The sequence below is a fragment of the Robinsoniella sp. KNHs210 genome, from assembly GCF_000686105.1.
In the GTDB taxonomy this organism is placed as follows: domain Bacteria; phylum Bacillota; class Clostridia; order Lachnospirales; family Lachnospiraceae; genus Robinsoniella; species Robinsoniella peoriensis.
Window position 1 is genome coordinate 1,442,729 of sequence record NZ_JMLZ01000002.1, and the last position, 25,720, is coordinate 1,468,448.

A 25,720-nucleotide genomic window follows, 5' to 3' on the forward strand; every position below is an offset into this window, starting at 1 on the left:
AAACATAAAGATATGGAAGAACAAATAAATGATTTATCATCAGCAGAGCAGCAGGATGATATAGAGCAAAAGAAAACCGTGCGGGACTGTCTCTATGGCAGAATAAATGTTTCGCTAAAAACTATGGACAGGATTATATTCAGCCTGGTTCTGGCAATTATAGCGGCACTAATCTGTGGGATTATATTTTAACATACAAAGGAATTTATATTAGCATTTTCAATTATTAATATGCACGCGAAAAAGATGCGTAATGGAAAGAAAAAATTCCTTTACGCATCTTTTTATGTTATAATAACAAAATAATTTCGCGTTAATTTTCAAATAAAAAAATATATTTTTTAGGAGTGTATATGGACTTATATAAGGTGATTATAGCGGACGATGAAGCAGAAATCAGGGAGGGGATTATCCGTAAAATTGATTGGGCAAAGTATGGTTTCCAGGTGATTGGAAGTGCGGAAAACGGCAAGGAGGCTCTGGATCTGGCTGAAAAGCTTCAGCCGGATGTGATGATGACAGACATTATGATGCCCTTTATGGATGGACTTGAACTGGGAAAAGCTTTGCGCAAGAAAAATCCGTCTACGAAGCTGATTGTATTTTCCGGTTCTGACGATCTGGAATATGCCCACAAAGCAATTTCTATTAATGTAGTAGAGTATGTACTTAAACCTGTGAATGCAGAGGATATGGGAAAAATATTGACAAAGCTCAGGCTTTCTCTGGATGAACGGTATGAAAGTATGAGAAATCTGGAGAATCTCAGGCAGCATTATATGGACAGTCTTCCGGTTATCCGGGAGCAGTTTTTAGTCAGCCTTCTGGAAGGGAGGGTTACCCAGGAGCAATTTAACCGCAGTGCAGCCATGGCGGGAATTAATGTAGATGCCACAGGATTTATCGTCTGCCTGATTCAGATTGAAAAGGGGGTTTTGGAAGAGTCGGTAGAAAATATCTTTAAAAATCATGATGATGCTCTTATTCCTATCACGATCAAACATCTCGTAGATGAGGAAATTAGAAAATACTGTGATTTTACAAGTTTTTTCTATGGAGATATTATTGCAATTATCGTCAATGCCAGATGCAGAGAAGAAATCTATGATCTGATTTCCGGAATTGATGAGGTATGCAGGGAGTCCCAGAAAATTTACGGGCTTGTGATATCCGGTGGTATCAGCCTTATGTGCCATGAGCCACAGACCTTACGCTACGCCAGAAAAGAAGCGCAGTCTGCTTTGGATTACAGACTGGTTCTGGGGTCCGGAAGAGCTATTTATATCGGTGATGTGGAGCCGGATACTTCTGTGCTGCTGCAGTTTAAAGGTCAGGATGAACATGCGATAGTCACTGCTATAAAAATGGGAAAAAGAGAAGACATTATAGAAAAAATTGAAGAGGTATTTGCCAAGTTCGGTGATACGGTTTTGGAAATAGAGCAGTACCGGATTTATTTTATGGAAATTAAGATTTCCCTGCTGCGTCTCTGCCAGACTTATGGCTTAGATCTGGAAGAGGCATTAGGTGAAAATTTTAATAACGACAATCAATTGGAAAAACTGGGTTCCATGGACAACCTGCAAAGATGGGTACAGGAAATCAGCCTGCGGATCAGCAGTATGATAAAAAGTGAGCGTGTTCATACGTCCAGTTATATGGTGGATACGGCAGTACAATATGTACGGGACAATTATGCAGACAGTGAGCTGACTGTAGAAAGGCTCAGCGAACTCCTTCATGTCAGTCCTACTTATTTTTCTACGATTTTCAAAAAGGAAACCGGAAGCAGTTTTATCGGGTATTTGACAGAAACCAGGCTGGAAAAAGCAGTGGAACTTTTGAATACAACCAACGACAAGAGCTATCAGATTGCAGAAAAGGTAGGATATCTGGAACCAAACTATTTCAGTTATGTGTTTAAGAAAAAGTTTGGTGTGTCCCCATCCAGATACCGTAATACCTAATAGAGGTTGCTATGATTCCAATAATTAAAAAGTACATATCTAAAGCAAAAAAATGGTACCAGAAAAAAAGCATTCAGAACATGCTCTCCATTTATTTTACACTGCTTTCCGTAGTTGGAATGGTATTGATTGCTGTGCCCCTCTATCTGAATTTTACCAATACGGCAGAGCATATGGTGGAACAGGAAAACAAGCATGTCATTGACCAGACGAATCAATTTCTGGATACTTATTTGAGAAATATTATGAATGTCTCCAATTCTGTTTATTATCAGGTAATTAAAAATGCGGATCTTGCCAAAGACACTATCGTAGAGCAGCTGGACCTGCTTTACAACACCAACCGGGAACAGCTGGTGAGTATCGCTATTTTTAATCTGTTCGGAAAGGTTGAAGCTGCAGCTCCCTTATCTAATCTCAAAGAAAATATTGATCCTAGGGATGAGGAATGGTTCAGAAATGCGGAAGCTCAGATTGAAAATCTGCATTTTTCAAAACCCCATGTACAAAATCTGTTTAATGATCCGGATAACCGATACCGCTGGGTAGTATCGATGAGTAATGATGTTGAAATCACGAAGAATGGCAAAAGGGAAAATGGCGTCTTGCTGGTAGATATGAATTTCAGCGGAATTGAGCGGGTGTGCCAAAGTGCAAATATCAGTGATTCCGGATATGTCTATCTCATGGATGCAGATGGAGAGATTATTTATCATCCAAAGCAGCAGTTATTATATTCGAAATTAGAGAAAGAATCCAATGTGGAAGCAGCAGGGTTAGATGATGGAAACCATACGGAGATCTTTCAGGGCGAAAAGCGTCTGGTAACCATAAAAACCGTAGGTTATACCGGGTGGAAACTGGTGGCAGTTACGCCCCTTACAGAAGTTGTGGCAAAATATTCCCAGATCCGGATCTTTGTTCTGTTTATCTTTTGTTTTGGATTATTCGTATTAATATTTGTCAGCCTTTTGGTATCCGCCAGAATTGCAAACCCCATTAAGCGCCTGGAAAAATCTGTTAAGAAGCTGGAAAAAGGAGATTTGAATGTAGAAATTACAGCCAGTGGTCCCTACGAGATTATGCATCTGGGCAAGACGGTGCGTTCTATGGTAGAACAGATGAAGAAATTAATGGATGACATTGTAGTGGAGCAGGAACAGAAACGTAAAAGTGAACTGGATGCGCTGCAAACCCAGATTAATCCCCACTTTTTGTACAACACGCTGGATTCTGTCATCTGGATGATTGAAAATGAACGTTATGAAGGAGCAATTACCATGGTTACCTCCCTTGCGAGACTGTTTCGGATAAGTATCAGTAAAGGGAAGTCTATTATCACGGTTAAAGACGAGTTAGAACATGCCCGCAACTATCTCACCATACAGAGCATCCGTTATAAAAATAAGTTTACTTATGAGATTCAGGCGGAGGAAGAGACTTTGCAGCTGGCTACTATGAAGCTGATTATTCAGCCTATGGTGGAAAATGCCATCTATCACGGAATGGAATACATGTTAGAAGATGATGGGGGTAAGATTGTCATTAAGTCTTATATCAGGGATGAGGATCTCTTCATAGAGGTATGTGATAATGGTATCGGAATGGCTCCGGATGTACTGGCAAGCCTGCTATCAAGGGAACAGCGGGTAAGGAGCAGAGGCTCCGGTATCGGAATGAATAACGTGCATGAAAGAATCTGTCTGTATTTTGGCAGGGATTACGGCGTACACGTAGAAAGTGAAGCGGATGAAGGGACAAGGGTGACGATTCATTTGCCAAGGATTCCGATAGAAGAGATCGGTCAGGAGGGAGGAGCATTTTGAAAAAGAAATATTATTTTCCTGTCTTCATATTAGGAGCAATTTTATTTTTCAGCCTCTATATCTTATCCCGGGAGACAAATGTAAAAGAGATTCCGGTGAAAAATATCTCCGTTATTACAAGAGGAAAGCTGAGTGAGAGCTGGGAGAATTTTAAACAGGGGGCAGAGCAGGCAGGAACAGATCTGAATGCAAATATCCGCATGATCAGTCTGGGGAATGAGGAAGCGAATAAACTGGAAGAACAAATCGAATTACTGGAACGGGAAGTGAATTCCGATGCAGATGCCATTGTTATCGCTCCTGTAGATCATGAGCATATGGCAGAATCTCTGGCTAAAATGAAAAGAAATATCCCGGTGGTTCTTGTGGAATCGAATGTGGATTCCAAGCTGCCTTATGAAGTTATTGCCTGTGACAATAAGAAGATGGGAACTGCATTGGCAGAAGAAGTGATGCGACATGGAAATTTCCGTAAAAAAGTGCTTCTGATTAACGGAGACATTTCCTGCAGCAGCGTTTTAGACCGGGAGGCAGCATTTCGGGATACCATGAAGATCAGTTATAATGAGATACTGGAATGGGAGCATGCGGACTACAGCAGTGAAACCATCTTAAACTATCTGCGAACAAACAATGTGGATGTGATTGTGGCGTTCGATACGGAAATACTGGAAAATGCCGCAAAGGCTTTAAAGGAATATGAAGATCAGTATCCGCCGCAGCTTACAGAGCTGTATGGTGTGGGAAGCAGCAGCAAAGTTATTCGTTATCTAGAAAATGATAACATTGTCAGCATTGTTGTCCAGGATGATTACAGCATGGGGTATCTGGGAGTGAGGGATGCCATCAATGCAATCAACGGCAGGGAAGAAAAAGAAAGAACAGAAATTGCATTTAAAATTGTGGATCACGAACACATGTATTCAGAAGAGAATCAGAGGTTACTATTCCCTTTTGTAAGGTAAATCAGGAGAGAGATTATGAAGGTGAAAAAATTATTAATGGAAGCAGCTATGGTCATTCTTTGTCTGGCTGGATGCAGTACGCTGGCAACAGAACAGAAAAAGGAGCAATTGCCGGAATTGAAAATAGGTGTATCGGTCTATTATCAGGATGATGTGTTTATTGAATCGATTATCAGCCGATTGAAAGAATCGGTAAAGAAGATGGAAAAGGAAGAGGGTTACAACATTACTCTGAATATCGTAGACGGTCAGAACAGCCAGACTTTGCAAAATGAACAGGCTGATAAATTCATCTCTCAGGGATATGATGTGATCTGCATGAATCTTGCTGACCGGACTGCAGCAGCTACGATAATTGACAAGGTTAAGAATGCGGATATACCGGTTATATTCTTTAACCGGGAGCCGGTTAGCGCGGATATGAAGCGATGGGATAAAGTTTATTATGTAGGTTCCAGACCGGAGGAAGCCGGAACCATGCAGGGTGAAATCGTTTTAGAACAATATCTAAAAGACCCGGGAAGCGTAGACCGCAACCATGACGGCAGGATTCAATATGTTATTCTGGAGGGAGAACAGGGACATCAGGATAGCCTGATCCGTACTGAATACTGTCTGAAGCCATTGTTAGACAATAATATCGTGCTGGAGAAGCTTGCCAATGCCACTGCAAACTGGCAAAAATCCCAGGGGGAAGAAAAAATGGGAGGTTGGCTGGAAGAATACAAAGATAGGATAGAAGTAGTCTTCAGTAATAATGATGAAATGGCTCTAGGCGCAATATCTGCAATTAAAAAGGCAGGATATGAAGGGAAAATCCAGGTTGTGGGGGTAGATGGAACAGAGTCTGCAATCAAAGCGGTAGAAAATAAAGAGATGCTGGGAACGGTTATCAATGACGCAAGAAAACAGGCTGACAGTATCCTGAAACTGGCTTTTAATTCCGGTTCCGGTCAGGGGGTAGGGATGGTTAAAGAACTACAGCCGGATAACTGTGTACGTATTGGACATAAAGTGTTTGCACAATGGTCAGTGCAGCAGGATACAGAAGGAGAGTCAGTGGAATAACGTAATAATGTTTGGTAAAAAGAGGGAGCTATACACCGATGATATAATTATTACTGACCTGTAAAGGTTCAGTTTATCATTCAGTGAAATAGCTCCTTTAAATATGTAAAAGTTAAGTTGTTCCTTATAAATAGAAACGAAAATGCATGATTTAATGAATGAAACGGAAAACTCCAATTACTTTTCCCTGTATACAAAGTCCGTCATTTTCAACGATTATTGGCTCCATTGTATCATTTTCCGGCTGCAGGCGATAGTACCCATCTTCTTTATAATATGTTTTTACTGTAGCAGAGTCATCTATTAAGGCAACCACGATATCACCATTTTGTGCGGTGTTCTGCTTTTGTACGAGAATCTGATCACCATCGAAGATGCCGGCATTAATCATACTTTCACCTTTAACGGTAAGCATAAAGGTCTGTGCATTCGGCATAAACTCGGATGGGATAGGAAAGTAGCTTTCTACATTCTCCACTGCAAGGATAGGCTGGCCGGCAGCGATTCTTCCAACAATTGGAACATTCACAACCTCACGTCTGACCATATTAAAATTGTCATCGAGTATTTCAATCGCCCTTGGCTTCGTAGGGTCACGTCGGATATAACCGTTTTTCTCTAATGTTTCCAAGTGGGAATGAACAGAAGAGGTCGACTTTAAATGTACTGCCTCACAGATCTCCCGAACTGCTGGTGGAAAACCACGGTTTAAAATTTCATTTTTTATATATTCTAATATTTCAGCTTGTTTTTTAGAAATTTTGCCATATGCCATATTACACATACCTCCTAATACATCTATTTTCCTTATACTATCATATTTTTGTGCAAAATGCAAACAAATGTTTAGAATACTTGTTCGTAATTTTGTCGAAACAGTGTTGACAAACGTCTGTTCTTGTAATATAATGTCAGTAAATCGAACACTCGTTCGTAACAAATGTTCGGACAAGTTTTTTGTATAAAATAATCAAAAATGAATACAATCAAGTGTAGAAGGGGGATTTAGTTATTATGGGAAAGAGAGAGAATATGCATTCTATGAAAAATGAAATAGTGAAGTTATTATTTGACCGCAGAGTGATTTTAAGTCTGGCTTCGTTAGTAATAGCAGCAATGATCTTAATTGCCTGCAATAGCTTTATTGTCAGCGCAAGCAGCAAGACAAAACCACAGACATACAAATACTATACAGAAGTCCGTATAGGACATAATGATACATTATGGGGTATAGCAAATGAATATATTACCGATGATTATGATTCTGTAAATAGCTATATAAACGAAGTATTGAATATTAATTCTATGTTAACAGAAGATGTGCATTATGGACAAAGGATAGTCGTACCTTATTACTCAACAGAATTAAAACAATAGAGGAATCAGTTCTTCCTAATAGAGATTTTAGAACATAAAAGCATTATAGTAACAACGTAAAAGAGCCCCAGTTGGCCGTCGAGTATTTTTTCTCGGCGGTTTTTTTAAAAATTAATGTACCATATTGTGGTATACTGGTAGGAAAATAGGTAAATATTCATAGGAGTAAAGAAAAATGAAAAATAATATGGAGAAATCTTTTAATGACAGCAAAAAGAGAATATATGTTCGAATGGGTGAAAATATCGAATACCATTTTGAAAAAGTAACGAAATCAAATTTACAGGACATACTGAATTTGCATCTGCCAGAAGAACAGAAGCATTTCATAGAAACCCCGTTGGAATGCCTAAAAGAGGCGGAAGAATTGAATGATTGGCAGCCACGGGGAATTTACTATAGAGACCAGCTAATCGGGTTTACCATGTATGGAGAGATTTTATCGGAAAAACGTGTATGGATGGACCGATTATTAATCGATCACAAATTTCAGGGGCAAGGTCACGGAAAAAAAGCTTTGTCTAGCCTTATTGCGTATTTGTTCCGGAAATACTCATGCAGCGAAATTTATCTGAGTCTTTATCCGGATAACCAGCGGGCATTCACTTTATATGAAAATTTAGGTTTTATGCTTAACGGAGAGCTGGATACGAAGGGTGAACAGATTATGGTTTTGGAAAAAAGAACATGGCTGTATAATTTAGAAAACGAAAATAGACATTATTTATAGATATTCGGTAATATAGGAATTAACCGGAGATTTTAGAAGCAGATGGGAGTTAGAATAGTTAAGCGGACAAATACAGTTTTTTCCGACTAACTAACAAGGAAACAATGTATAACCGGCTATTTATATTATTTTGCCTGATCACCGTGGTTATTAGTTTAAGTTAATATTTTAGTCCTTATGTATATTGTTCATACTCATTTTATAATCTATTAATGTTATTTCATTTTATCTGTTTATGCTTGTCTTATCATTATACTTTAAAATGATATCATTATAGGTTTACGCTGCTAAATCTTTTTTGATATACCATAATAATCAATATATTTGCCAACCTTATTATGGTATATCTTTGTAAAAGGTATACTTCGGTAAAATAATTGACCAGCCCGCAACATCACATTACACCGTCTTGCAGTGTGTAAAATATCCTGCGTCTATATTGTGATTTTAAACTTTATGGACTACTTGTTTTAATTAATAAATATCCGATTACTCGCCAGGATCTTTCATAGATAAATTTCTTGTATGTACTCTTCTGTCAATTTACACCTTGCAGAACGTGTGTTCGAAAAAGCTTGCGATTTTAATTATTTATTATTTATCTACAGTATTAAAATTCCATCAATTAAAGAGTAATTCTGTCTAATTACTTATATGGTTCTTTAATTAACAGTGCTATGTGTCTGGTTTTCCGCTGATGCAAACTTTTCCACTTCATATTTTAATACCCAGTTACACATTTCTAATAACATTGGAAGCAGATCGTATCCCTTTTTGCTTAATGAATATTCTACTTTAGTAAGAATTTTTGAATTTTCTGTTCGGATGATAAGTGCATCTTCTTCCAGTTCTTTTAACTGTTTGGTCAATTTGTTGTGCGGAACATTTCCCAGTGCATTTTTTAATTCATCATAGGATAAAATTTTGTTTAAGCCAAGTATATAAAGTACACGCATCTTCCATTTACCGCCGATCATATTGACTACCTTTTCAAAGTATTCATAGCCCAGTTTTTGAACCGGACAGTCTTCTCTATCCATGGTTTCTCTCTCCTTATTACAATTTTAATAATTTTATTACACAAAACGAATTAAATCTGCGATTCTTAAAAGGGGGTATATACAACTTATTATTTAGTTTCTTATAACATATTAAAGTTTGCAATATATTGTTGGACAGGCAGGATACATAGAAAACAAAATAGAATTGCTCCAAAAATAATTGCTAGCCGGATGATTGGAATCCTCTTCCACTGCCATATTATAGTCATTAGAAATACTGCGGTCAGCCAAATCATAAAGACACTTGTCAGTATCCGCTTTACCGTAAGGCCGTACACAGAAATATATAAGAACATTTTACTCATTGCTGTTGCAATCAAAAGCAGGGTCAGAACGGAAAGGATAACATTTATCCATCGTAAAATCCTGTTATCGCACTTTTGTGTTTTGCTGAAAGCGTTTGCTCCGAGGATAATCAGTACATTGATGACTGCAATAATGCATAACTCGAAGAATCCCTGACGGGCATATTGGGCATAGGTAAAATATTCGGGGCGTATCCCGGCAAATGCTGAAAATAAATAACTGCTTTGTAATCCGATAAATAACCCATAGGATATACAAACTAATAGGACCGCTGTATCAATGGCAGTATCTGCGATACAGTGAGTCTTTATCATTATTTTACTGATGGAATCCATATGAAAATGATCCGTATTGCGGTGATAAAGGCATCCATATATAAGTCCAAACATATAAGCTGATATAGGTAATGATAACACAAAACGAAGAATATTTGCAAATAAATGTCGGTAAAAATAATCTCTTGTTTCAACTAATAATTGTCGGAAACCACTATCTGCACTTGAGAGTAACGGAAGCACGACAGCCAGAACCGGAATGGCAATACAAAGCCCTAAAGCTGCCGAAATCACCTTATTTCCTGACCTGGATTTTCGGAGTGCTGATTTTAGTACGCGAAACTGGCAAGTGAAGTTATAGAAGGGGATAATAATGAATGCATTCCATAAGTCCAGCATTACCCATTCACTGGATTTATTGTCCTTAAGTAGTATTCCGGTTACGGAAAGTGTCCAATACGCGGCAATCACGATTAGTGCCAGTATCTGAATGACTCTCATAACGCTCCAAAAACCATAGGGAATTCCCACACCCAGCAGAATAGCCAGCCAAAAGAAACTTTCCTTCGCAGGTCTTTGTTTGCGGGCAAAGACGTATGCCAGAACTCCGATAACATATGCTATCGTGAACAGTGCTATATTGCGGTTAAAATTAAGAAATGACGAAAAAACATATACAAGGCCATAGCCGAGTATCAGATAGGTTAATGCAAATCCTTTGTCTTTACCATCGGAAATAAGGGGTTTTGATTCGTTTACCGTTGATATTTGATCTAAAATAGGCGCACTTTCACAAGGCAGGCCGCTTTGGCTTACCATTTCTTGATTTTCCATATAAAATAAACCTCCTCTGTTCGATTACGTACGGTTATTCTTCTTCCAGGAACTCCAGAATATCACCAGGCTGACATTGTAATGCTTTACAAATGGCTTCCAATGTCGAAAAACGGATTGCTTTTGCTTTTCCATTTTTTAAGATTGACAGGTTAGCCGGTGTGATCCCAACTTTTTCAGCAAGATCTCCGGAACTGATTTTACGACGTGCCATCATCACGTCAAGATTTACTATAATAGCCATACCGGCACATCCCTTCTATATGGTATAGTCATTTTCTTCTTTAAGTTCGGCAGCCTGGGCAAATACATTTTTAATCACCCTTAGAATCAGGCTCATGAATAAAGCCATAACAGCCAGTACCCAAAATGGTGCAAAGTAAAATCCACTTAAGAGATAAATCATACCTGCTGCCAGACAGCACCAGGAAAGGTGACGCAGGCATTTTACATTGCATTTTTCGAATACAATGTCTTTACGGATATTGTTTAACAGACAATGTAAATTGTACAGTGCAACTGCTACAAATACCGCAGATGTGTATACCGTGATTAAAAATAAAGTCAGTTTATTGTCTAAGTACGGCCCCACTGTCTTTATAAATATCCCAAACAGCCATGGAGCGCCAATGCAGCCTGCAATCAGGCAGAGAGAAAATAACAGTACACAGATTCTGGACAGCGCCAGACTCTTGTCTTTGTTCCAGTTCATTTGATTGCCTCCTTTTACAATATAATTAGATAAAATGATTTTATAAGTCATTGCTTCTTAAGCTGTTTGTATTATAGCATGGTAAATATTGATATTCAAGTATAATTTATCGTTTTTCGATATATTTATATTGCTATACATAAAAATACGCACTTGATTGCAGTTTGATTACTCACCTGTAAGACGAGATGCCACTTTGTAAAGTGAAAGACTATCTTTGTAACTGACAATTAAATATTTGTAAACGAAATGCCACTTTTGTAATTGAAATACATGATTTGTAAACCAAAAGCCGTTTTTGTAACTGAAATGCAGTTTGATTTTTTGCTTTTATTGTCGTATGATAATAAAAATAAGTATGCCAAAAAGAGGTCGACTCCCTCTCGATTTTTTTGTAATCGGAGAATCCACCCCTAACTTGTCCCTTTCGTCTGTACTCTTCATATCAATTCATGGTTTACTCCTATTGCTCCCTTTAGGTAAAACAGCTGATTACATTAAAGAAGAACGTTTGCTATTGTTGTTGTGTTTGGGAAGAATTGTTAAAATCCCGGAGTCGCTGAGTGTAGCCAGGGTTATTTTTTTAAGATCCTGGTATCCCTGCCTATCCAGTTCTTCCATCAACCATACCTGGTCTTTACCATAAGGCGCCAGATTGTGCTTCATGATCTTTCCATCAATAATGATATTTGCCCGGAGGGAATCATCCTTAGCCGGAAAGGAAAAATCGGAGGATTTCGGTGGACGTGCAAAGTCTTTTGGCATTACAGAGATACTGCCTTCCGGCTCAAGAATGGCATATTGAACTTCACTGATATCAAAATAACCCTGAGTGCGAAGCTGGCTTAACAGTAAATTGATGTCAAATTTGGCCTGCTTTAACCCATCGTATTGTATGAGTCCATTTGCAATAAGAAAAATTGGCTTACCAACTAAGATCCTCCTCAGCGTAATGCTCTTTCTGGAATAGAAAGAAAGCAATATGGAATGAAGAAAAAAAATAAGGATAGAAAGAATACCGTAAAAAATAGGTACCGTATGATTGATTGTAAGCTCTCCAGCAAGTGTTCCGACTACGATTCCTGCAATATAATCATAAAAGGTCATCTGCGCAATCTGTTTGGCGCCGCTGATCTTTGTCATAACTGATAAAATGATAATTGTCAGGACGCTTCTGAAAAGTAATTCCCAGATATCCATGATATCGCATCCTTTCGTTAAGTAGGTTTATTTACTGCACAAAAGTATTGTAACCGTTATACGGTATCGTATCCATGAGATTTCCGTTATAAAAAAGAACTGTTTGAGGTTTTCAAACAGTCTGTTTTCAGCCTTTACAGTAAGTGCGGTACACAGCCGGAGTTACGCCTACATACTTTTTAAAGGATTTTATAAAATAACCGGCTTCGCTGTAGCCCAGTTCATCACTGATTTCGGAAATGGGCGCATCCGATGATTCCAGCAGAGCTTTTGCCCATTCAATTTTTAACCTGGCCGTAAAAGAAGAATAACTCTCTCCCACTTCTTTTGTGAAAAGCCTGCTCAGATAGCTGGAACTGACATTGCAGTATGCAGCCATGTTTTTCAAAGAAGGCGATTCTCCTTTGTGGTGGTAGATGTAATCAAATGCTTTTATGATAATGCTGTTTGTGGAGACAGGAACATCACATCCGGCATTCTCTATATTTGAATTCAAAATTACATTAGATAGAGCTGCTTTCATTTTACGGGCGGATTCCATCGTATAATGAGCGCCAGGAGGCTCCTCCAGGATTTCCTGGTGTCTGTTGACTACAGTTTCATACATTTCTATAATCTGTTCTTTGTGAATTGCTTCTTTGACCATATAATTACAGAGAAAATAAAGCATCATAGCAATCATCTGCATACGCTCATAGGATAAAAATGGGATTTCGTTATAGAGTTGTCGGAAATTTTCTTTTGCTTCCTCGATAATTCTGGGGTTGGCGGGACTGAATATCTTCTCCATAAAGCTGTCATCTTTATGAATGGGCAGACGTACCTGTCCAGCCATTACAGCACCCAGGTATTTGTCATTCACAATAATGGGGATAGCAATATCAACTATAGAGAAATGGCATTGGTATATATAGGGCTCATTTATCCGTACCGCTTCCAATCCGCCTCTGGAATCACACTTTTGACAGAATTTGCCCAGTGTCGGATCGTTCCGTACCTTTTTACAAAATTCATGGCAGCAGCTATGTTCTGTTACCGGTACACCTTTGTAATCCACGGTAAGGATTGCCATGTTTGTCACCTCAGCCAGGGAGCGCTGCAGGTTCGTCCATTGTTCCATATCGAAGATCTGATCAATGGCAAGTAATTTATTCATAATACACGGTCCTCCTTTAAAATCATCTACCTGCACTATTTATGGTTTTTTCCAACCGGAATTAATACCTGGGGTGTTTTTACTTCTTTCTCCTGATCCAGCCAGATGCCTGCTTCCAGCATTCGGGCTACGACGGGGAGATATTTTTTCGGAAGTCCTTCTCCGGCACGGAACATTTTCGAGAAGGATTTTTCATAGATATAATTGGAGTAATTCTGATACAGGCGTCGTCCATGATCCGTTACCCGGATAATAATATTTTTCCGGTTGCCCTCCAGATAAAACTTTTCCAACAGATCCTTTTGCGTTAATTTATTTACCAGTTTTGTGAAAGCACTGGGACTGATTCCCAGCCTTCCTGCAATTTCAGACATGTTCAGATTGAGTTCCTCATTTTCCAGTAAATATTCCAATACCTGGATTTGTGAAAATGAAATCGGAATACTTGTTCCATAATAATCCTCTTTGTTATAAATTGAAGCATATACATTTGCATACTTAATCAATTTCTCCACAAATGACCGGTATTCTCCCATCCATTCCAGTTTCATAAAACCACCTCCCCCAAAATTAATTTTCATTCATAAATAAAATAATTTCCAAAGGAAACTATAATCTTTACGTTAAGAATAATATAATTTGGGAAAGAAAACAATAGTTACTTATTCACAGAAATGAGTCTGTAGAATTAGCCATATTTACAGCCTGTTTCTTATGAGTATGCCGATTTCCATGTAAAAAAACCTTGTTAAGAATGGTCCGCCTATTGCAGGGGAGTCTTCTTCACAAGGTTTTTGTATGGGATCATTTCATTGGAGTTTCTGGTTCATGTATGGGAATCGGTACTTCTGTTTACTGTAATTTATCTTTTAATCGGTTAATCGCATCTTCTTTGGTAAGTGTAAAAAAGATATCATTTTCACAATTACCTTCATAAATGAAATATTTTAATGGTTTACTTGTATATCTAGTAATCGATTCCATGCACTTTCATTGCTTCTGCTATATCCCGGAATATGACACCCAGCCCATAGGCTCCGGCATCCGGATATCCAAGACTCCGCTCTCCCACTGTTCCGGCTCTGCCCATGCGGGCAACGATTTTTTCTGTGGCCTTGGCACCGTCTTCTGCTGCCTTAGCTGCTCTTATAAGAGTGGTGGAAATATCCTCCCCGGCTTTAGCACAAAGGCTCCAGGTATTTGCACAGGGAAGAAAGGCATCAATCAGTGTTTTATCGCCTATTTCTGCACCTCTTCCAAACGACCTCTCTCCGGTTGCCTGAATCCCTTTTACTGATGCCTGCAGCATTTGTGCAAATTCAGAAATGGTCAGCTCCGTTTTTGCTTGCGCGTATTTTCCTGCTGCACGGAAGGCAGATCCCCAGATGGGACCGGAAGCTCCTCCACAGTGTTCCATGATAACCATAGAACAAGCATCCAGGAAATTCCCGATGGTGTCTGTATGATGGGTGATGATCTCGTTCCATTCCATTTTAAGCCGGCGGAATCCTTTGGCAATACTCATACCGAAATCGCCGTCTCCTGCATGGGAATCAAGCTCGCAGAAAGGTACTTCATTTCTTATTACGGATGCACTCATACAATCGATCATGTAAACCATATTCTGCAGGCTGATACAGTTATGATGAATGATTGCGTAATCCGGGCTTGTTTCGATCTCATAGCTGGCTTTAACTCCGGTACCAGACATGTTCCCGGCTGGGGTATAAGGAATACTTTGCTTCCAATCCTGAATCGTAAAAACCGGAGCACTGCAGGGGGCGCTCAGCAGGCCCTTTAATTCCTCATCCAGTTTCAGAATAGACAAAGATGCGCCTGCCATATCGATACTGGTCATGTAACTTCCTACCAAGGTTCGGGAAACTATAACCGGATGCTTTGCCAGTTCCTTATTTACTGAATTATTCAACAGGTATAATTCCTGGGCAGGGGTTGCACCAAAGCCATTTACCAGAAGGGCAATTTCCTGGTCCGTATCCGGCTTAAGCTCTTCTAAAAGTGCATCCACCATTTTCATCGCCAGTTCATCGGCGGTAATGAGTTTTTCACGCTTAATCCCCGGCTCACCATGAATTCCCACGCCATATTCCATCTCATCGTCACCAAGAACAAAAGTAGGCGTCCTCTTGGCTGGAACCGTACAGGAGGTAAAGGCAAAGCCGATGCTTTTTACATTAGCTACGGTTTTTTCAGCCAGGCGCTTCACTTGTGCTAAATCCATACCCCTCTCCGCTGCGGCACCTGCAATTTTATGTACAAACACGGTACCTGCAACACCTCTTCTTCCAACGGTATACAGACTGTCTTTTACGGCGATATCGTCATCAACTTTTATATAATCAACAGATATGCCATCTTCTTTTGCCAGATATGCTGCATTTTTAAAGTTCATTATGTCACCGCTGTAATTCTTAATAATCAGCAGGGTGCCTTTGTCCCCGGCTGTTTCCCGGATTGCCTGATATACCTGAATCTGTGAGGGAGAAGCAAATACATCGCCGCATACGGCGGCATCCAGAAGTCCATCCCCTACAAAGCCGGCATGTGCAGGTTCATGCCCGCTGCCGCCTCCGCTGATCAGGATTACTTTCTCCTTATTTACGTCTCGCTTTTTGATAATTTTATATTTCGGTATGAGTTCCAGATCAGGATGTGCAAGGACAATGCCATTGCACATTTCCATAACAACATTTTGAGGATTATTTATTATTTTTTTCATTTGCCGCACCTGCTTTCCTCTTTGAAGTTTTTTCCGATACGGTCTGCTGTAATGATTGCAGCAGCCACTGATTGAGGTGTTACCGGGAAAGGCATGGCATGGATGGATTCTTCCGGAATACAAGCTTTATTTGCAGCTTCCATCAGTTCTTCCGTCGTAAATTGATCCACCCCGATATCTTCCAGGCAAACCGGAAGTCCAATTTTAAGGCAGAAGTCCAAAACTTCTTCGATTTCCTTTGAAGGAGCATTTTCCAGGACTAACTGCGCCAGTGTACCAAAGGCTACTTTTTCACCGTGGAAATATTTGTGGGTACCTTCAAAAATGGTAAGTCCGTCATGAATGGCATGAGCACCTCCAAGTCCGGCACTTTCAAATCCAAGCCCCGATAATAGAATATTGGTTTCAATAATATTTTCCAGTGCCGGAGTGACCTGATTACAGTCACAGGCTGTTTTGGCTTTCTCCCCATCTTCCATCAGAGTCTGATAGCACAGAGATGCCAGCGCCATTGCGGTATTAGTACCTTTGGCAGGACCGCAGTATCCTTCCCGAAACCCGCAGGGAAGTCCGGCATTTACATTTGAATAGGAGGCAGCAGTTGCCCTTGCTTCAAAATAAGTAGACAGGGCATCTCCCATTCCGGAAACCAGAAAACGGGAAGGTGCCTGGGCAATTACCGTGGTGTCAATTAAGATAACACTGGGACTCTGTTTGAAATATGCATAGTCATCAAATGCACCTTCCGGTGTGTAGAGAACTGCTGAGTGGCTGGTTGGGGCATCGGTAGCTGCAATCGTGGGAACAATGATCAAAGCTTCGCCTGCTGCAACGCATTTTGCGGTATCAATCGCCTTTCCGCCGCCAAGTCCAATGGTACAGTGGCAGCCTTTTTCTTTTGCCAGTTCCTGCAGGCGTGCTACTTCCTGTCTGGAACATTCGCCTTTAAATCCGCTTTCGACAAAAGAGATCTGATACTCCTTTGCAGTTATCAGCAGCTTTTCCTTAACTCGGCTGACATCATCCGGGTGGGCAATCAGTAATGCGGATGATCCGAATGTTTTTACGAAGTAACCCAGGTTTCGGATTTCATCTTCTCCCTGTACGTATTTGGTTGGACATATAAAAGCTTTTCTCATTTTAATACCTCCTGCTGTATTTGATGGTTTTATTTTAGCAGGAATGCATAACGGATACAGTGAGGAATGATGACCGGAAATAATGATTCTATATCGTAATTTCTTGTCATCAGATTCCGGAATGGTAATTTCATGCAGTGCCAATAGTATTTTTCAAACACGCTCCAGGGAAAATTTGACGCAGGCGCAATTCTATATTATGATAATGGAAAGTGTTATAAACCAAGGATAAAGCGGAGGCATGGTGCGCCTATGACAGATCAGATCTCAGAAAAATTAGAACATCTTCCGGAAGCCCCGGGAGTCTATAAAATGCTGGATGAAAAAGGAAAAATAATATATATTGGGAAAAGTAAATGCCTGAAGAAACGGGTGAAATCTTATTTTGTGGAAACTCCAAAATGGGATAAGGTAAATCGAATGGCACCTTTTATAAAAGATATCGACTATGTGGTTACCGATACCCATCTGGAAGCTATGCTTTTGGAATGTGAACTTATTAAACAAGTCCGCCCTTATTTTAACGTAATGATGAAATACGATGACCGGTACGTTTACCTGAAGGTAGGACAGACATTTCCGGACAGACTGCTTTCCATTGCTAACCGCAGGGAAGAAAACTGCTTTGGGCCTTTTCGCAGCAGAAGCACACTGTTGCAGATTATGGACTTTATGAAAAATGTGTATCCGATTGAGAAAGTGAAAAGAACATACCAGCTTACCTATCATATCTTTCCCAAACCGCTTACCCGGGATAACTGGGAGGATACACAGCGGGCGCTGATGGAATTTTGTAAGAAAGCTTCTATACGGGAACAGTTTATAAGAGAGATGCAAAAGAAAATGAGCAAAGCTGCACAAGAAGAAAAATACGAAACAGCGGCATTCTATCGGGATGCTGTTGAAAACCTGAAATACTTGAAAAAGGGGATAGATTCTTATGACCATTGGATGAAGGGGCATGTACTTTTGAATCTGGAAACTGACAGTGGCAGGAAGCTTTTTTACATTGTTAAAGGACGCGTTATACATAAGAAGGCGTTTCAACAGATTGTGCCGCCCGTAAAGGAGAATTTCAGAAAGGAAAGTCTGGAAATATTATTACATATTACCGAAGAACTGGATAATAAGGGAAATATAGATTACTGCGATATAATATATAGTGAAATGAGAGGTCAGCCAACAGAAAAAATAGAAATAGAATTTTTGTAAAAATGGATGCAGTCAACAGTAATATTGACTGTATCCATACCATCCTGCAATTTAGTTATTTTCACTTTTCCGGCTCTTTCGGGGCGGTAAAAGCGAGAACAGACCATGATTGCTGCAGCAGATGTAGAATTTCCCACTCCTTATTTTAGGGATGCGAAGTTCTGCATTTTGTTCGGGATATAATTTGATTAGCTGTAACCGGTCGCAGGTAACATATGCTGCAAAGGTAAGGTAGTGTTCCCGTGTCATTTCGTGATTTATGGTAATATAGGCTTCATCATCGATGTCTTCTACCGTTATCTGATGATCTGCATCCGCTGGCTTTTCTTCCAGGGGTTCTAATTTTCTGCCGCAGCAGGAAAGTTCTGCTTTTGCCGTACTTGTCAGGACATTGCCGCAAGTCGGGCACAGATAAAATTTTACTCTTTTCATATTGCCTCCGTCTGTATGGTTGGGGTCTAAATCCCCCTGCAGTATTTTTTCTATATTTACTCCTAATATTTGGGATAGTTCACTAAGCAGTGATACATCGGGACAGCCAAGTCCTCTCTCCCACTTGGAAATAGCCTTGTCACTGATATTCATGGCATCTGCAATTTCTTTTTGTGTCATATTCTTTTCTTTACGCAATTCCAATATCAGCAATCCCACTTTATTACAATCCATTACGTTCACCTCCAATTATCAGCATAAACCACCCGGGGGAACTTTGCAATCAACGCTCCGTAGAGTAGGTGTACAAGTTTCCCTTCTTTCCCGTTCTTTGAACAACTTCTAAGTTATAAAGCACATTTAATGCCAGCTGTGCTTTGGAAAGGGACAGTTTAGAAGCAGTTTTAAAGTCTCTGGATGTAAAATCAGGCTTTAGCCCCGGGGGAATGAGCTTATGGTAATCTTCCCGGCTGTCTATGAGGATTTCATCCGTTAGGGCTATCGGGATCCGTTCGCAGCGGGAGGATCCTTTTTTCTTGTCACGGCTCCATCCATCCAGATAGCGGTACTCTTCTATCTCAATCATGGCAATGCTTAACTTAATTCTGGGATTTTTAAGAAGCTCCTTAATTCTGTACAGCTCATGGAAAATATCATAAGAGTTACCACGTCTCGGACTTTTTCTGGGTGAAGATATCTCACCGGTAGTTTTATCTACCCAGAGCAGCCATTTGGTACTGGCTATAGGGTAAACGATTCGAACGTCACTGACTTCCGTAAATACTTCCAGCTTTTTTCTGAGTTTGTTAAAATTCTGGGTCTGTATTTCAATGATCTCCTGGTCTGTCATGATATCTGCTACGTAAGAAGCTACCCGTATTTCCTGATGGTCAGCCCGTGGCTCATAATATTCTTTTAATACTGCATGGAGCGTCTTTTCTGACAGGGTTCCGATGCCATTGAAGTTTTTTTTGCCATATCGTATTTTGTGACAGGCATTTTGAAATCGTAATTGTTTCTTTTCCAGGTTATCCATAAGCTTATTTATCTGTCCTTAAAGTTTCTATTTGTATATCGGCTATACGCTATAAGCATACAACGGTGCAGCGGGTATTGTAAATAGAAAATTTTCTTAAAAAAGATGTCACAACCGCAAGCCACAGTTGTCTAATTAAGTGTAACGAATTAAAAGCGCATATATTATGCAATCATCAAGGAGGACAAAGATGAACAACAAGGTAATTTTAGAGTTTTTAACAATGCTGCAGGAAAACAATTCTTTGGAATGGATGCAGGAAAATAAGAAACTGTATCAGGAAGCAAAGGAAAAATTTGAAGGCCTAATCCAGGAAATGATTGTACGGATTTCAGCGTTTGACGATTCCATCGCATGGCTGAAAGCAAAAGATCTGGTGTTTCGATTAAATAGGGATACCCGTTTCAGCAAGGACAAATCCCCATATAATCCCTCTTTTCGTGCACATATTTCATCCGCAGGACGTCTCCCTATTCCGGCAGGATATTTTATCTGCGTGAAACCCGGGGAATCCATACTTGGCGGCGGTGTCTTTGCCACGCAATTCCCGGATGCCACCACTTTAGTACGGGACTACCTGACCGGACATGGTGTGGAATTTTTGGATATTATAAACAATCAGGATTTTCGGGAGAATTTCCAGGTATTTGGCGAAAAGCTGAAAAATGTTCCAAGAGGTTATGATAAGAACCATCCCCTTGCAGAATTTCTGAAACATAAATCATGGGCTTTGGAATATGCAATCAGTGATGCACAGTTTGCTGACGTAGATGGATTTTTGGATCTGTCTGTTGATATCTTCCGTAAAATGAAGCCTTTTAATGATTATCTGAATCGGGCATTAGCTTCATTTACCATGCCGCAAAGACCATAAGCTCTGCTAATTTAAAAAATGTCCCGAAAGTAATTTGACAATAGAAATATTTTACTTTAAAATATTTCTATTGCAATACAAAATGAAACTGGTGTAATGACACTGAGAAAGCGTGAGAATATGGGACATATTACTTCAAAAGAAGCTTATAAAAATTTGGAAGAACGAATTAATTGGTTTACCCAGGGTGCTCCTGCTTCGCAAACACTATACAAAATCCTTGAGGTTTTATATTCGGAAAAAGAAGCAAAATGGATATCGCTGCTGCCGATACGGCCTTTTACGGCTAAAAAAGCGGCACAGATCTGGGGTACGACAGAATTAAAAGCAGAAAAGGTGCTGGATCACCTATGTGAAAAAGCATTACTGGTTGATTCTTTTCATAATGGACAACGAAAATTTGTGATGCCGCCGCCTATGGCCGGATTCTTTGAATTTGCCCTGATGAGGACCAGAGGGGACATTGATCAGAAGTATTTAAGCGAACTGTATTATCAGTACATGAATGTGGAGGAGGATTTTGTAAAAGATCTCTTTTATGCAACAGAAACAAGACTGGGGCGCGTTTTTGTACAGGAACCGGTATTGTCTACAGAAAATACACTCCATATACTGGATCATGAGCGTGCCAGCCACATTGTGGAAGATGCGCAGTATATCGGACTTGGCACCTGTTACTGCAGGCACAAGATGTTTCATGCGGGACATCCCTGTGAAATTGACGCTCCCCTGGATGTCTGTCTGACCTTTGGAAATGTGGCACGTTCACTTGCAGAACACGGAGGCCATGCCAGGCTTATCTCCAAAGAAGAAGCTTACGATGCGCTGGAACGCTCTTATGCGTCTAATTTGGTACAGATAGGTGAGAATGTAAGGGAAGATCCAATGTTTATCTGCAATTGCTGTGGATGCTGCTGTGAGGCCTTACAGGCAGCAAGGAAGTTCAGCCCCATGCAGCCGGTTGCAACCACAAATTATATACCGGAGGTATCGAAAGAAAAATGTATTTCCTGCGGCAAGTGTGCAAAAGTCTGCCCAATCCTGGCAATTAAAATGGAGGACAAGAATGCCGTTATTGATACGGATATCTGCCTTGGCTGCGGTGTGTGTGCTGGAAACTGTCCCACAAAAGCCATTGAGCTGAAACGCCGGGCGGTTCAGATTATTACTCCGGTAAACAGTACCCACCGGTTTGTACTGCAGGCAATCGAAAAGGGAACGCTTCAGAACCTGATTTTTGATAATCATGCCTTTGCCAACCACAGAGCGATGGCAGCTGTATTCGGAACTATTTTAAAACTTCCACCGGTGAAGCAGATGCTGGCAAGCAGGCAGATGAAATCAATTTATCTGGATAAACTGCTGTCCATGAAAAAGAAGAAAACTGATTAATGTTTTTGCGTTTAGGTGAGAAAGGTGACGCTTTGTAAAATGATGTAGTGCTCGGAAAGAGAAGGGGGCGGACCATGGCAGAGAACGTATAAAACCTATAAAGCAGCTGGATCTTTTCAGCGTAGGACGTTTTCTTCATTCTACTATGGGAGTGTGCTCTAACATAAAACAAGGAGCATTTCGCGTAATATCAAAGCGAAATGCTCCTTGTTTGTAAAAGCTTTTATTTATACTTCCATAATGATTGGCAGTATCATAGGCGATCTTTTAATTTTCTTCCACAGAAAATCTCCAAGATCATCCCGGAGTGCGGATTTAATTTTACCCCAATCCGTTATTTTCTTCTTATTACAGCGTTCTAGCGTATCAGCGGCAAGGCTGCGCAGCTGGGACATTAATTCCTCGGATTCCCGGACATAAACAAATCCTCTGGAGATAATATCCGGTCCAGCCAGAACCTGGTTTGTATCTTTCTCCAGGGTAACGGTAACAACCATGATACCATTTTCAGACAGGCTCTGTCTGTCATGCATGACGATATTCCCCACATCACCGATGCCTAGTCCATCTACCATGACGCCTCTTGCAGGAACTTGTCCGATAACACTGGCTTTATCTTCGGAAAGTGCCAGTACATTGCCGGATTCAATCAGAAATGTATTTTCTTTTGGGATACCAAGTGACTGTGCCAGGTTTGCCTGAGCAGCACGGAAACGGTATTCTCCATGCATTGGCACAGCATATTTCGGATGAACCAGGGAATAGATCAGTTTGATCTCTTCCTGGCATGCATGTCCGGATACATGGGTATCCTGGAAAATAACATTGGCGCCCTTCATGGATAATTCATTTATAATTTTGGAAACGGCTTTTTCGTTTCCGGGAATTGGCGTTGAGCTTAATATAATAGCATCCCCCGGTTTTACGGAGACTTTTTTATGGGTGGAATCAGCCATACGGGACAAAGCTGCCATGGATTCTCCCTGACTTCCGGTTGTGATTAAAACCAGTTTTTCGTCGGGATAATTCTTCATAAGATCAATATCGATCAGGGTGTTCTTAGGTATTTTAACATAGCCCAGATCCGATGCAATCCGAATTACATTCAGCATACTGCGCCCCTGCAGAATAACTTTACGTCCAAACTTATATGCAGTGTTAATAATCTGCTGTACCCTGTCTATATTAGAAGCAAAGGTGGCAACAAATATCCGGTGTGATTTGTTTTCTTCAAACAGTGTGTCGAATGTCTTTGCAACCTTGATCTCTGATGGAGTAAAGCCGGGACGCAAAGCGTTGGTACTGTCACACATAAGAGCAAGTACACCTTTTTTACCAAGTGCGCCCAGACGCTGCAAGTCGATTGCATCACCGAACAGCGGTGTATAGTCGATCTTAAAGTCACCGGTATGCACGATAATACCAGCGGGTGAATAGATTGCCAGTGCGCTGGCATCCGCAATACTGTGATTGGTTTTGATAAATTCAATACGGAAGGAGCCCAGGGTAATGATACCGCCATGCTTCACTACTTTACGGCGGGTATTTTTCATCAGATGGGCTTCTTCTAATTTATGCTCGATTAATCCCATAGTCAGCTGGGTTGCATAGATCGGAATATTGATCTGGGGCAGGATGTATGGCAGAGCCCCGATATGGTCTTCGTGGCCATGGGTAATGACAAATCCTTTAACCCTATCCTTATTCTCGATTAAATAAGTGACATCCGGAATAACTTTATCGATTCCAAGCATATCTTCGTCCGGAAATGAAATCCCGCAGTCTACGACGATAATACTGTCTTCGTATTCAAATGCGGTAATATTCATACCTATTTTATCAAAGCCTCCCAACGGGATTATTTTCACGCTGCCTATATTTGTGTTCTTTTTCAATTGAAACCTCCTAGTGTTTTTCTGTTAATATTGTTTACAACCATTTGTTTTGAATATTCATAATTTTCGGTATGTCAGGCGGGTTTGCCAGCTGATCATTCATACCGGATTGTAATGCCATGTCTATGTCTTCTGCAAAAGTATTTGCACTCATGGCGATGATGGGTATCTTTTTTAGTATCGTTTCTGCATCTATGTGTGTCAATGCGGTATTTATTGCCTGTAACTCGTAAAGATATGATCTATAAATTCAGGTTTCATTCCGATTCCATTGTCTTCAAAAATAAATTCACTACATCCGTCAGATCTTTTAATGCATCTATAACATATATTGTGTCCGGATTTTCTAAAATATAAAACAAAGCCCGAAGTTTACGTAATATTGTTATGTAAACTTCGGGCTATCCTACAGCTTTGAAGTCAGGATTCTAAGATGATCGTAAAAGGTCCATCATTACATAACTCTACTTTCATGTCGGCACCAAAACTGCCTCTCTGGACATTTGGCACCTGCTTTTTACATTCTGCAATAATGTATTCATACAACTCTTCTGCCATCTTTGGTTCACCGGCTTCTATGAAACTTGGGCGGTTGCCCTTCTTACAGTTTGCGTAAAGCGTGAATTGGGAAATCAGCAGCAGGCTGCCATCCACATCCTTTAAGGACAGATTGGTCTTACCATTTTCATCTTCAAAGATGCGAAGCCCGGTCATTTTCTTTACCAGGGAATCCGCTGTTTCACGGTTATCTGTCTGGCTGATGCCAATCAGTACCAGAAACCCTTTTCCGATAGTGCCAATAACTTCGGAATCAACTCTAACGCTGGCATGTGTTACTCTTTGAATTACAAATTTCATCTTCCGTGCTGCCCTTTCTGACTTATGATCTGCTTTCTTTGATCTTAATAAAACTTAACAGTTCTTCAACGGTGCCGTCAACGCCAAGAAAACCACTGTCTACACAAAGATGATATCCGGTTGCTTCCCCCCACTTTTTACTGGAAAAGTAATTGTAATAGCTGGCACGTTTTTTATCTGTTTTAATAATCAGATCTTTTGCTTTTGCATTCGTCAGGTCATATTTAGCGGCAATTCTGTTAATTTTATTTTCCATACTTGCATGGATAAAGACATTGATACAATCCGGAAAATCTGCTAACGCATAGTCTGCACAACGGCCGACGATTACGCATGGACCTTCTTTAGCGATATCTTTAATAGCATTGAACTGAGCCAAAAATACTTTGTGATTAATTGGCATATCTGAGAATGCTGCTGATGAATATCCCATGGAATATGTATCCATAACCAGTGAATATAAGAAACTGTTTGTCGGTTTCTCATCATGATTTTCAAATAATTCCTGACAGATGCCGCTGTCTTTTGCTGCTCTGTCGAGAAGTTCCTTATCATAGCACTTGATGCCTAAGGAGTCTGCCAGCTTCATACCAATTTCTTTACCGCCACTACCAAATTCTCTTCCGATTGTTATAATTGATTTACAAGCCATACAAAACACATCC

General features: G+C 40.2%; 25 protein-coding genes. 10 read left to right on the top strand and 15 right to left on the bottom strand.

The genetic code is table 11. The annotated features are described in order from the left end of the window. Positions 1 to 12 precede the first annotated feature (12 nt). The 5 genes from CD03_RS0113205 to CD03_RS33445 all read left to right on the top strand — a co-directional run bounded on the left by CD03_RS0113205 (position 13) and on the right by CD03_RS33445 (position 5,826). Positions 13 to 192 (top strand): hypothetical protein, encoded by a 180-nt coding sequence (locus tag CD03_RS0113205; protein ID WP_027294053.1) that lies wholly within the window; start codon positions 13 to 15, stop codon positions 190 to 192. Between the two features lie 161 nt (positions 193 to 353). Then, on the top strand, positions 354 to 1,967 hold the full coding sequence (locus CD03_RS0113210; RefSeq protein WP_027294054.1) for a response regulator transcription factor: 1,614 nt from the start codon (positions 354 to 356) through the stop codon (positions 1,965 to 1,967). A gap of 11 nt (positions 1,968 to 1,978) precedes the next feature. Next, the gene (locus CD03_RS0113215) at positions 1,979 to 3,793 is read left to right on the top strand and encodes a sensor histidine kinase (RefSeq protein ID WP_027294055.1); all 1,815 of its coding nucleotides are present in this window, start codon (positions 1,979 to 1,981) and stop codon (positions 3,791 to 3,793) included. Further along, positions 3,790 to 4,758: a substrate-binding domain-containing protein gene (locus tag CD03_RS0113220; RefSeq protein ID WP_052377790.1), complete on the top strand. Its 969-nt coding sequence runs from the start codon at positions 3,790 to 3,792 to the stop codon at positions 4,756 to 4,758. Before CD03_RS0113215 ends, CD03_RS0113220 begins: the two co-directional genes overlap by 4 nt. A 15-nt stretch (positions 4,759 to 4,773) precedes the next feature. Next, positions 4,774 to 5,826, top strand: coding sequence for a galactose ABC transporter substrate-binding protein (locus CD03_RS33445; RefSeq protein ID WP_052377791.1), 1,053 nt, complete (start codon positions 4,774 to 4,776; stop codon positions 5,824 to 5,826). A 151-nt stretch (positions 5,827 to 5,977) separates the two neighbouring features. On the opposite strand, the gene lexA is transcribed toward CD03_RS33445, so the two are convergent. Beyond that, positions 5,978 to 6,601, bottom strand: coding sequence for a transcriptional repressor LexA (gene lexA, locus CD03_RS0113230; RefSeq protein WP_027294057.1), 624 nt, complete (start codon positions 6,599 to 6,601; stop codon positions 5,978 to 5,980). Between the two features lie 239 nt (positions 6,602 to 6,840). On the opposite strand from lexA, the gene CD03_RS33450 reads away from it, so the two are divergent. Continuing rightward, on the top strand, positions 6,841 to 7,203 hold the full coding sequence (locus CD03_RS33450) for a LysM peptidoglycan-binding domain-containing protein (RefSeq protein WP_052377792.1): 363 nt from the start codon (positions 6,841 to 6,843) through the stop codon (positions 7,201 to 7,203). Between the two features lie 175 nt (positions 7,204 to 7,378). Then, positions 7,379 to 7,933, top strand: coding sequence for a GNAT family N-acetyltransferase (locus CD03_RS33455; RefSeq protein ID WP_242849092.1), 555 nt, complete (start codon positions 7,379 to 7,381; stop codon positions 7,931 to 7,933). A 662-nt stretch (positions 7,934 to 8,595) separates the two neighbouring features. Here the strand turns inward: CD03_RS33455 and CD03_RS33460 are convergent. From CD03_RS33460 to CD03_RS0113290, 9 genes are all read right to left on the bottom strand, one after another. Then, entirely contained in the window at positions 8,596 to 8,973 is a 378-nt protein-coding gene (locus tag CD03_RS33460) for a winged helix-turn-helix transcriptional regulator (RefSeq protein WP_044289364.1), read from the bottom strand. A gap of 101 nt (positions 8,974 to 9,074) precedes the next feature. Beyond that, positions 9,075 to 10,409 (bottom strand): DUF4153 domain-containing protein, encoded by a 1,335-nt coding sequence (locus tag CD03_RS0113250; protein ID WP_027294058.1) that lies wholly within the window; start codon positions 10,407 to 10,409, stop codon positions 9,075 to 9,077. A 34-nt stretch (positions 10,410 to 10,443) separates the two neighbouring features. Next, positions 10,444 to 10,653 (bottom strand): helix-turn-helix domain-containing protein, encoded by a 210-nt coding sequence (locus CD03_RS0113255; RefSeq protein WP_027294059.1) that lies wholly within the window; start codon positions 10,651 to 10,653, stop codon positions 10,444 to 10,446. A 15-nt stretch (positions 10,654 to 10,668) separates the two neighbouring features. After that, positions 10,669 to 11,121 carry a DUF2975 domain-containing protein gene (locus tag CD03_RS0113260; RefSeq protein ID WP_027294060.1) on the bottom strand — a complete coding sequence of 151 codons (453 nt, stop codon included), beginning with the start codon at positions 11,119 to 11,121 and terminating at the stop codon, positions 10,669 to 10,671. A gap of 492 nt (positions 11,122 to 11,613) precedes the next feature. Further along, complete coding sequence (locus tag CD03_RS0113265) at positions 11,614 to 12,321, bottom strand: DUF421 domain-containing protein (protein ID WP_027294061.1); 708 nt, start codon at positions 12,319 to 12,321, stop codon at positions 11,614 to 11,616. A 127-nt stretch (positions 12,322 to 12,448) separates the two neighbouring features. Next, on the bottom strand, positions 12,449 to 13,477 hold the full coding sequence (locus CD03_RS0113270) for a PocR ligand-binding domain-containing protein (protein WP_330377192.1): 1,029 nt from the start codon (positions 13,475 to 13,477) through the stop codon (positions 12,449 to 12,451). Positions 13,478 to 13,512: 35 nt separating this feature from the next. Next, positions 13,513 to 14,028, bottom strand: a complete 516-nt coding sequence (locus CD03_RS0113275; protein ID WP_027294063.1) for a MarR family winged helix-turn-helix transcriptional regulator — start codon at positions 14,026 to 14,028, stop codon at positions 13,513 to 13,515. Positions 14,029 to 14,444: 416 nt separating this feature from the next. Continuing rightward, positions 14,445 to 16,217: a dihydroxyacetone kinase subunit DhaK gene (gene dhaK / locus CD03_RS36755; RefSeq protein WP_063837246.1), complete on the bottom strand. Its 1,773-nt coding sequence runs from the start codon at positions 16,215 to 16,217 to the stop codon at positions 14,445 to 14,447. Next, positions 16,214 to 17,356, bottom strand: coding sequence for a glycerol dehydrogenase (locus CD03_RS0113290; RefSeq protein ID WP_027294064.1), 1,143 nt, complete (start codon positions 17,354 to 17,356; stop codon positions 16,214 to 16,216). The genes dhaK and CD03_RS0113290 overlap by 4 nt, the downstream gene beginning before the upstream one ends. Positions 17,357 to 17,608: 252 nt before the next feature. Here CD03_RS0113290 and CD03_RS0113295 point away from each other — a divergent pair, with 252 nt between their 5' ends. Further along, on the top strand, positions 17,609 to 18,568 hold the full coding sequence (locus CD03_RS0113295) for a GIY-YIG nuclease family protein (protein ID WP_027294065.1): 960 nt from the start codon (positions 17,609 to 17,611) through the stop codon (positions 18,566 to 18,568). A 51-nt stretch (positions 18,569 to 18,619) separates the two neighbouring features. Here CD03_RS0113295 and CD03_RS0113300 read toward each other — a convergent pair whose 3' ends face one another. Both CD03_RS0113300 and CD03_RS0113305 read right to left on the bottom strand, forming a co-directional pair. Beyond that, positions 18,620 to 19,234 carry a helix-turn-helix domain-containing protein gene (locus tag CD03_RS0113300; protein ID WP_027294066.1) on the bottom strand — a complete coding sequence of 205 codons (615 nt, stop codon included), beginning with the start codon at positions 19,232 to 19,234 and terminating at the stop codon, positions 18,620 to 18,622. A 49-nt stretch (positions 19,235 to 19,283) separates the two neighbouring features. Continuing rightward, on the bottom strand, positions 19,284 to 20,036 hold the full coding sequence (locus CD03_RS0113305) for a hypothetical protein (RefSeq protein WP_044289366.1): 753 nt from the start codon (positions 20,034 to 20,036) through the stop codon (positions 19,284 to 19,286). Positions 20,037 to 20,226: 190 nt separating this feature from the next. Here CD03_RS0113305 and CD03_RS0113310 point away from each other — a divergent pair, with 190 nt between their 5' ends. Together CD03_RS0113310 and CD03_RS0113315 are read left to right on the top strand one after the other, a co-directional pair. After that, entirely contained in the window at positions 20,227 to 20,910 is a 684-nt protein-coding gene (locus CD03_RS0113310; protein ID WP_027294068.1) for a DUF2461 domain-containing protein, read from the top strand. A gap of 120 nt (positions 20,911 to 21,030) precedes the next feature. Further along, positions 21,031 to 22,302 (top strand): 4Fe-4S binding protein, encoded by a 1,272-nt coding sequence (locus CD03_RS0113315; RefSeq protein WP_027294069.1) that lies wholly within the window; start codon positions 21,031 to 21,033, stop codon positions 22,300 to 22,302. A gap of 227 nt (positions 22,303 to 22,529) precedes the next feature. Here the strand turns inward: CD03_RS0113315 and CD03_RS0113320 are convergent, their stop codons facing one another. The 3 genes from CD03_RS0113320 to CD03_RS0113335 form a co-directional block, all read right to left on the bottom strand. Then, positions 22,530 to 24,197 carry a ribonuclease J gene (locus CD03_RS0113320; RefSeq protein WP_027294070.1) on the bottom strand — a complete coding sequence of 556 codons (1,668 nt, stop codon included), beginning with the start codon at positions 24,195 to 24,197 and terminating at the stop codon, positions 22,530 to 22,532. A gap of 420 nt (positions 24,198 to 24,617) precedes the next feature. Beyond that, complete coding sequence (gene dtd, locus CD03_RS0113330) at positions 24,618 to 25,055, bottom strand: D-aminoacyl-tRNA deacylase (protein WP_027294071.1); 438 nt, start codon at positions 25,053 to 25,055, stop codon at positions 24,618 to 24,620. A 22-nt stretch (positions 25,056 to 25,077) separates the two neighbouring features. Continuing rightward, positions 25,078 to 25,707, bottom strand: coding sequence for a cytidylate kinase-like family protein (locus tag CD03_RS0113335; protein WP_027294072.1), 630 nt, complete (start codon positions 25,705 to 25,707; stop codon positions 25,078 to 25,080). Positions 25,708 to 25,720: the final 13 nt, after the last annotated feature.

Coding starts and splice junctions, on each gene's coding strand:
- CD03_RS0113205 (WP_027294053.1), top strand. CDS start 13: ATGGAAGAACAAATAAATGATTTATCATCAGCAGAGCAGCAGGATGAT.
- CD03_RS0113255 (WP_027294059.1), bottom strand. CDS start 10,653: ATGGCTATTATAGTAAATCTTGACGTGATGATGGCACGTCGTAAAATC.
- CD03_RS0113215 (WP_027294055.1), top strand. CDS start 1,979: ATGATTCCAATAATTAAAAAGTACATATCTAAAGCAAAAAAATGGTAC.
- CD03_RS33450 (WP_052377792.1), top strand. CDS start 6,841: ATGGGAAAGAGAGAGAATATGCATTCTATGAAAAATGAAATAGTGAAG.
- dtd (WP_027294071.1), bottom strand. CDS start 25,055: ATGAAATTTGTAATTCAAAGAGTAACACATGCCAGCGTTAGAGTTGAT.
- CD03_RS0113275 (WP_027294063.1), bottom strand. CDS start 14,028: ATGAAACTGGAATGGATGGGAGAATACCGGTCATTTGTGGAGAAATTG.
- CD03_RS0113335 (WP_027294072.1), bottom strand. CDS start 25,707: ATGGCTTGTAAATCAATTATAACAATCGGAAGAGAATTTGGTAGTGGC.
- CD03_RS33455 (WP_242849092.1), top strand. CDS start 7,379: ATGAAAAATAATATGGAGAAATCTTTTAATGACAGCAAAAAGAGAATA.
- CD03_RS0113270 (WP_330377192.1), bottom strand. CDS start 13,477: ATGAATAAATTACTTGCCATTGATCAGATCTTCGATATGGAACAATGG.
- CD03_RS0113260 (WP_027294060.1), bottom strand. CDS start 11,121: ATGAACTGGAACAAAGACAAGAGTCTGGCGCTGTCCAGAATCTGTGTA.
- CD03_RS0113310 (WP_027294068.1), top strand. CDS start 20,227: ATGAACAACAAGGTAATTTTAGAGTTTTTAACAATGCTGCAGGAAAAC.
- CD03_RS0113295 (WP_027294065.1), top strand. CDS start 17,609: ATGACAGATCAGATCTCAGAAAAATTAGAACATCTTCCGGAAGCCCCG.
- CD03_RS33460 (WP_044289364.1), bottom strand. CDS start 8,973: ATGGATAGAGAAGACTGTCCGGTTCAAAAACTGGGCTATGAATACTTT.
- CD03_RS0113210 (WP_027294054.1), top strand. CDS start 354: ATGGACTTATATAAGGTGATTATAGCGGACGATGAAGCAGAAATCAGG.
- CD03_RS33445 (WP_052377791.1), top strand. CDS start 4,774: ATGAAGGTGAAAAAATTATTAATGGAAGCAGCTATGGTCATTCTTTGT.
- CD03_RS0113305 (WP_044289366.1), bottom strand. CDS start 20,036: ATGGATAACCTGGAAAAGAAACAATTACGATTTCAAAATGCCTGTCAC.
- CD03_RS0113250 (WP_027294058.1), bottom strand. CDS start 10,409: ATGGAAAATCAAGAAATGGTAAGCCAAAGCGGCCTGCCTTGTGAAAGT.
- lexA (WP_027294057.1), bottom strand. CDS start 6,601: ATGGCATATGGCAAAATTTCTAAAAAACAAGCTGAAATATTAGAATAT.
- CD03_RS0113300 (WP_027294066.1), bottom strand. CDS start 19,234: ATGGATTGTAATAAAGTGGGATTGCTGATATTGGAATTGCGTAAAGAA.
- dhaK (WP_063837246.1), bottom strand. CDS start 16,217: ATGAAAAAAATAATAAATAATCCTCAAAATGTTGTTATGGAAATGTGC.
- CD03_RS0113265 (WP_027294061.1), bottom strand. CDS start 12,321: ATGGATATCTGGGAATTACTTTTCAGAAGCGTCCTGACAATTATCATT.
- CD03_RS0113315 (WP_027294069.1), top strand. CDS start 21,031: ATGGGACATATTACTTCAAAAGAAGCTTATAAAAATTTGGAAGAACGA.
- CD03_RS0113290 (WP_027294064.1), bottom strand. CDS start 17,356: ATGAGAAAAGCTTTTATATGTCCAACCAAATACGTACAGGGAGAAGAT.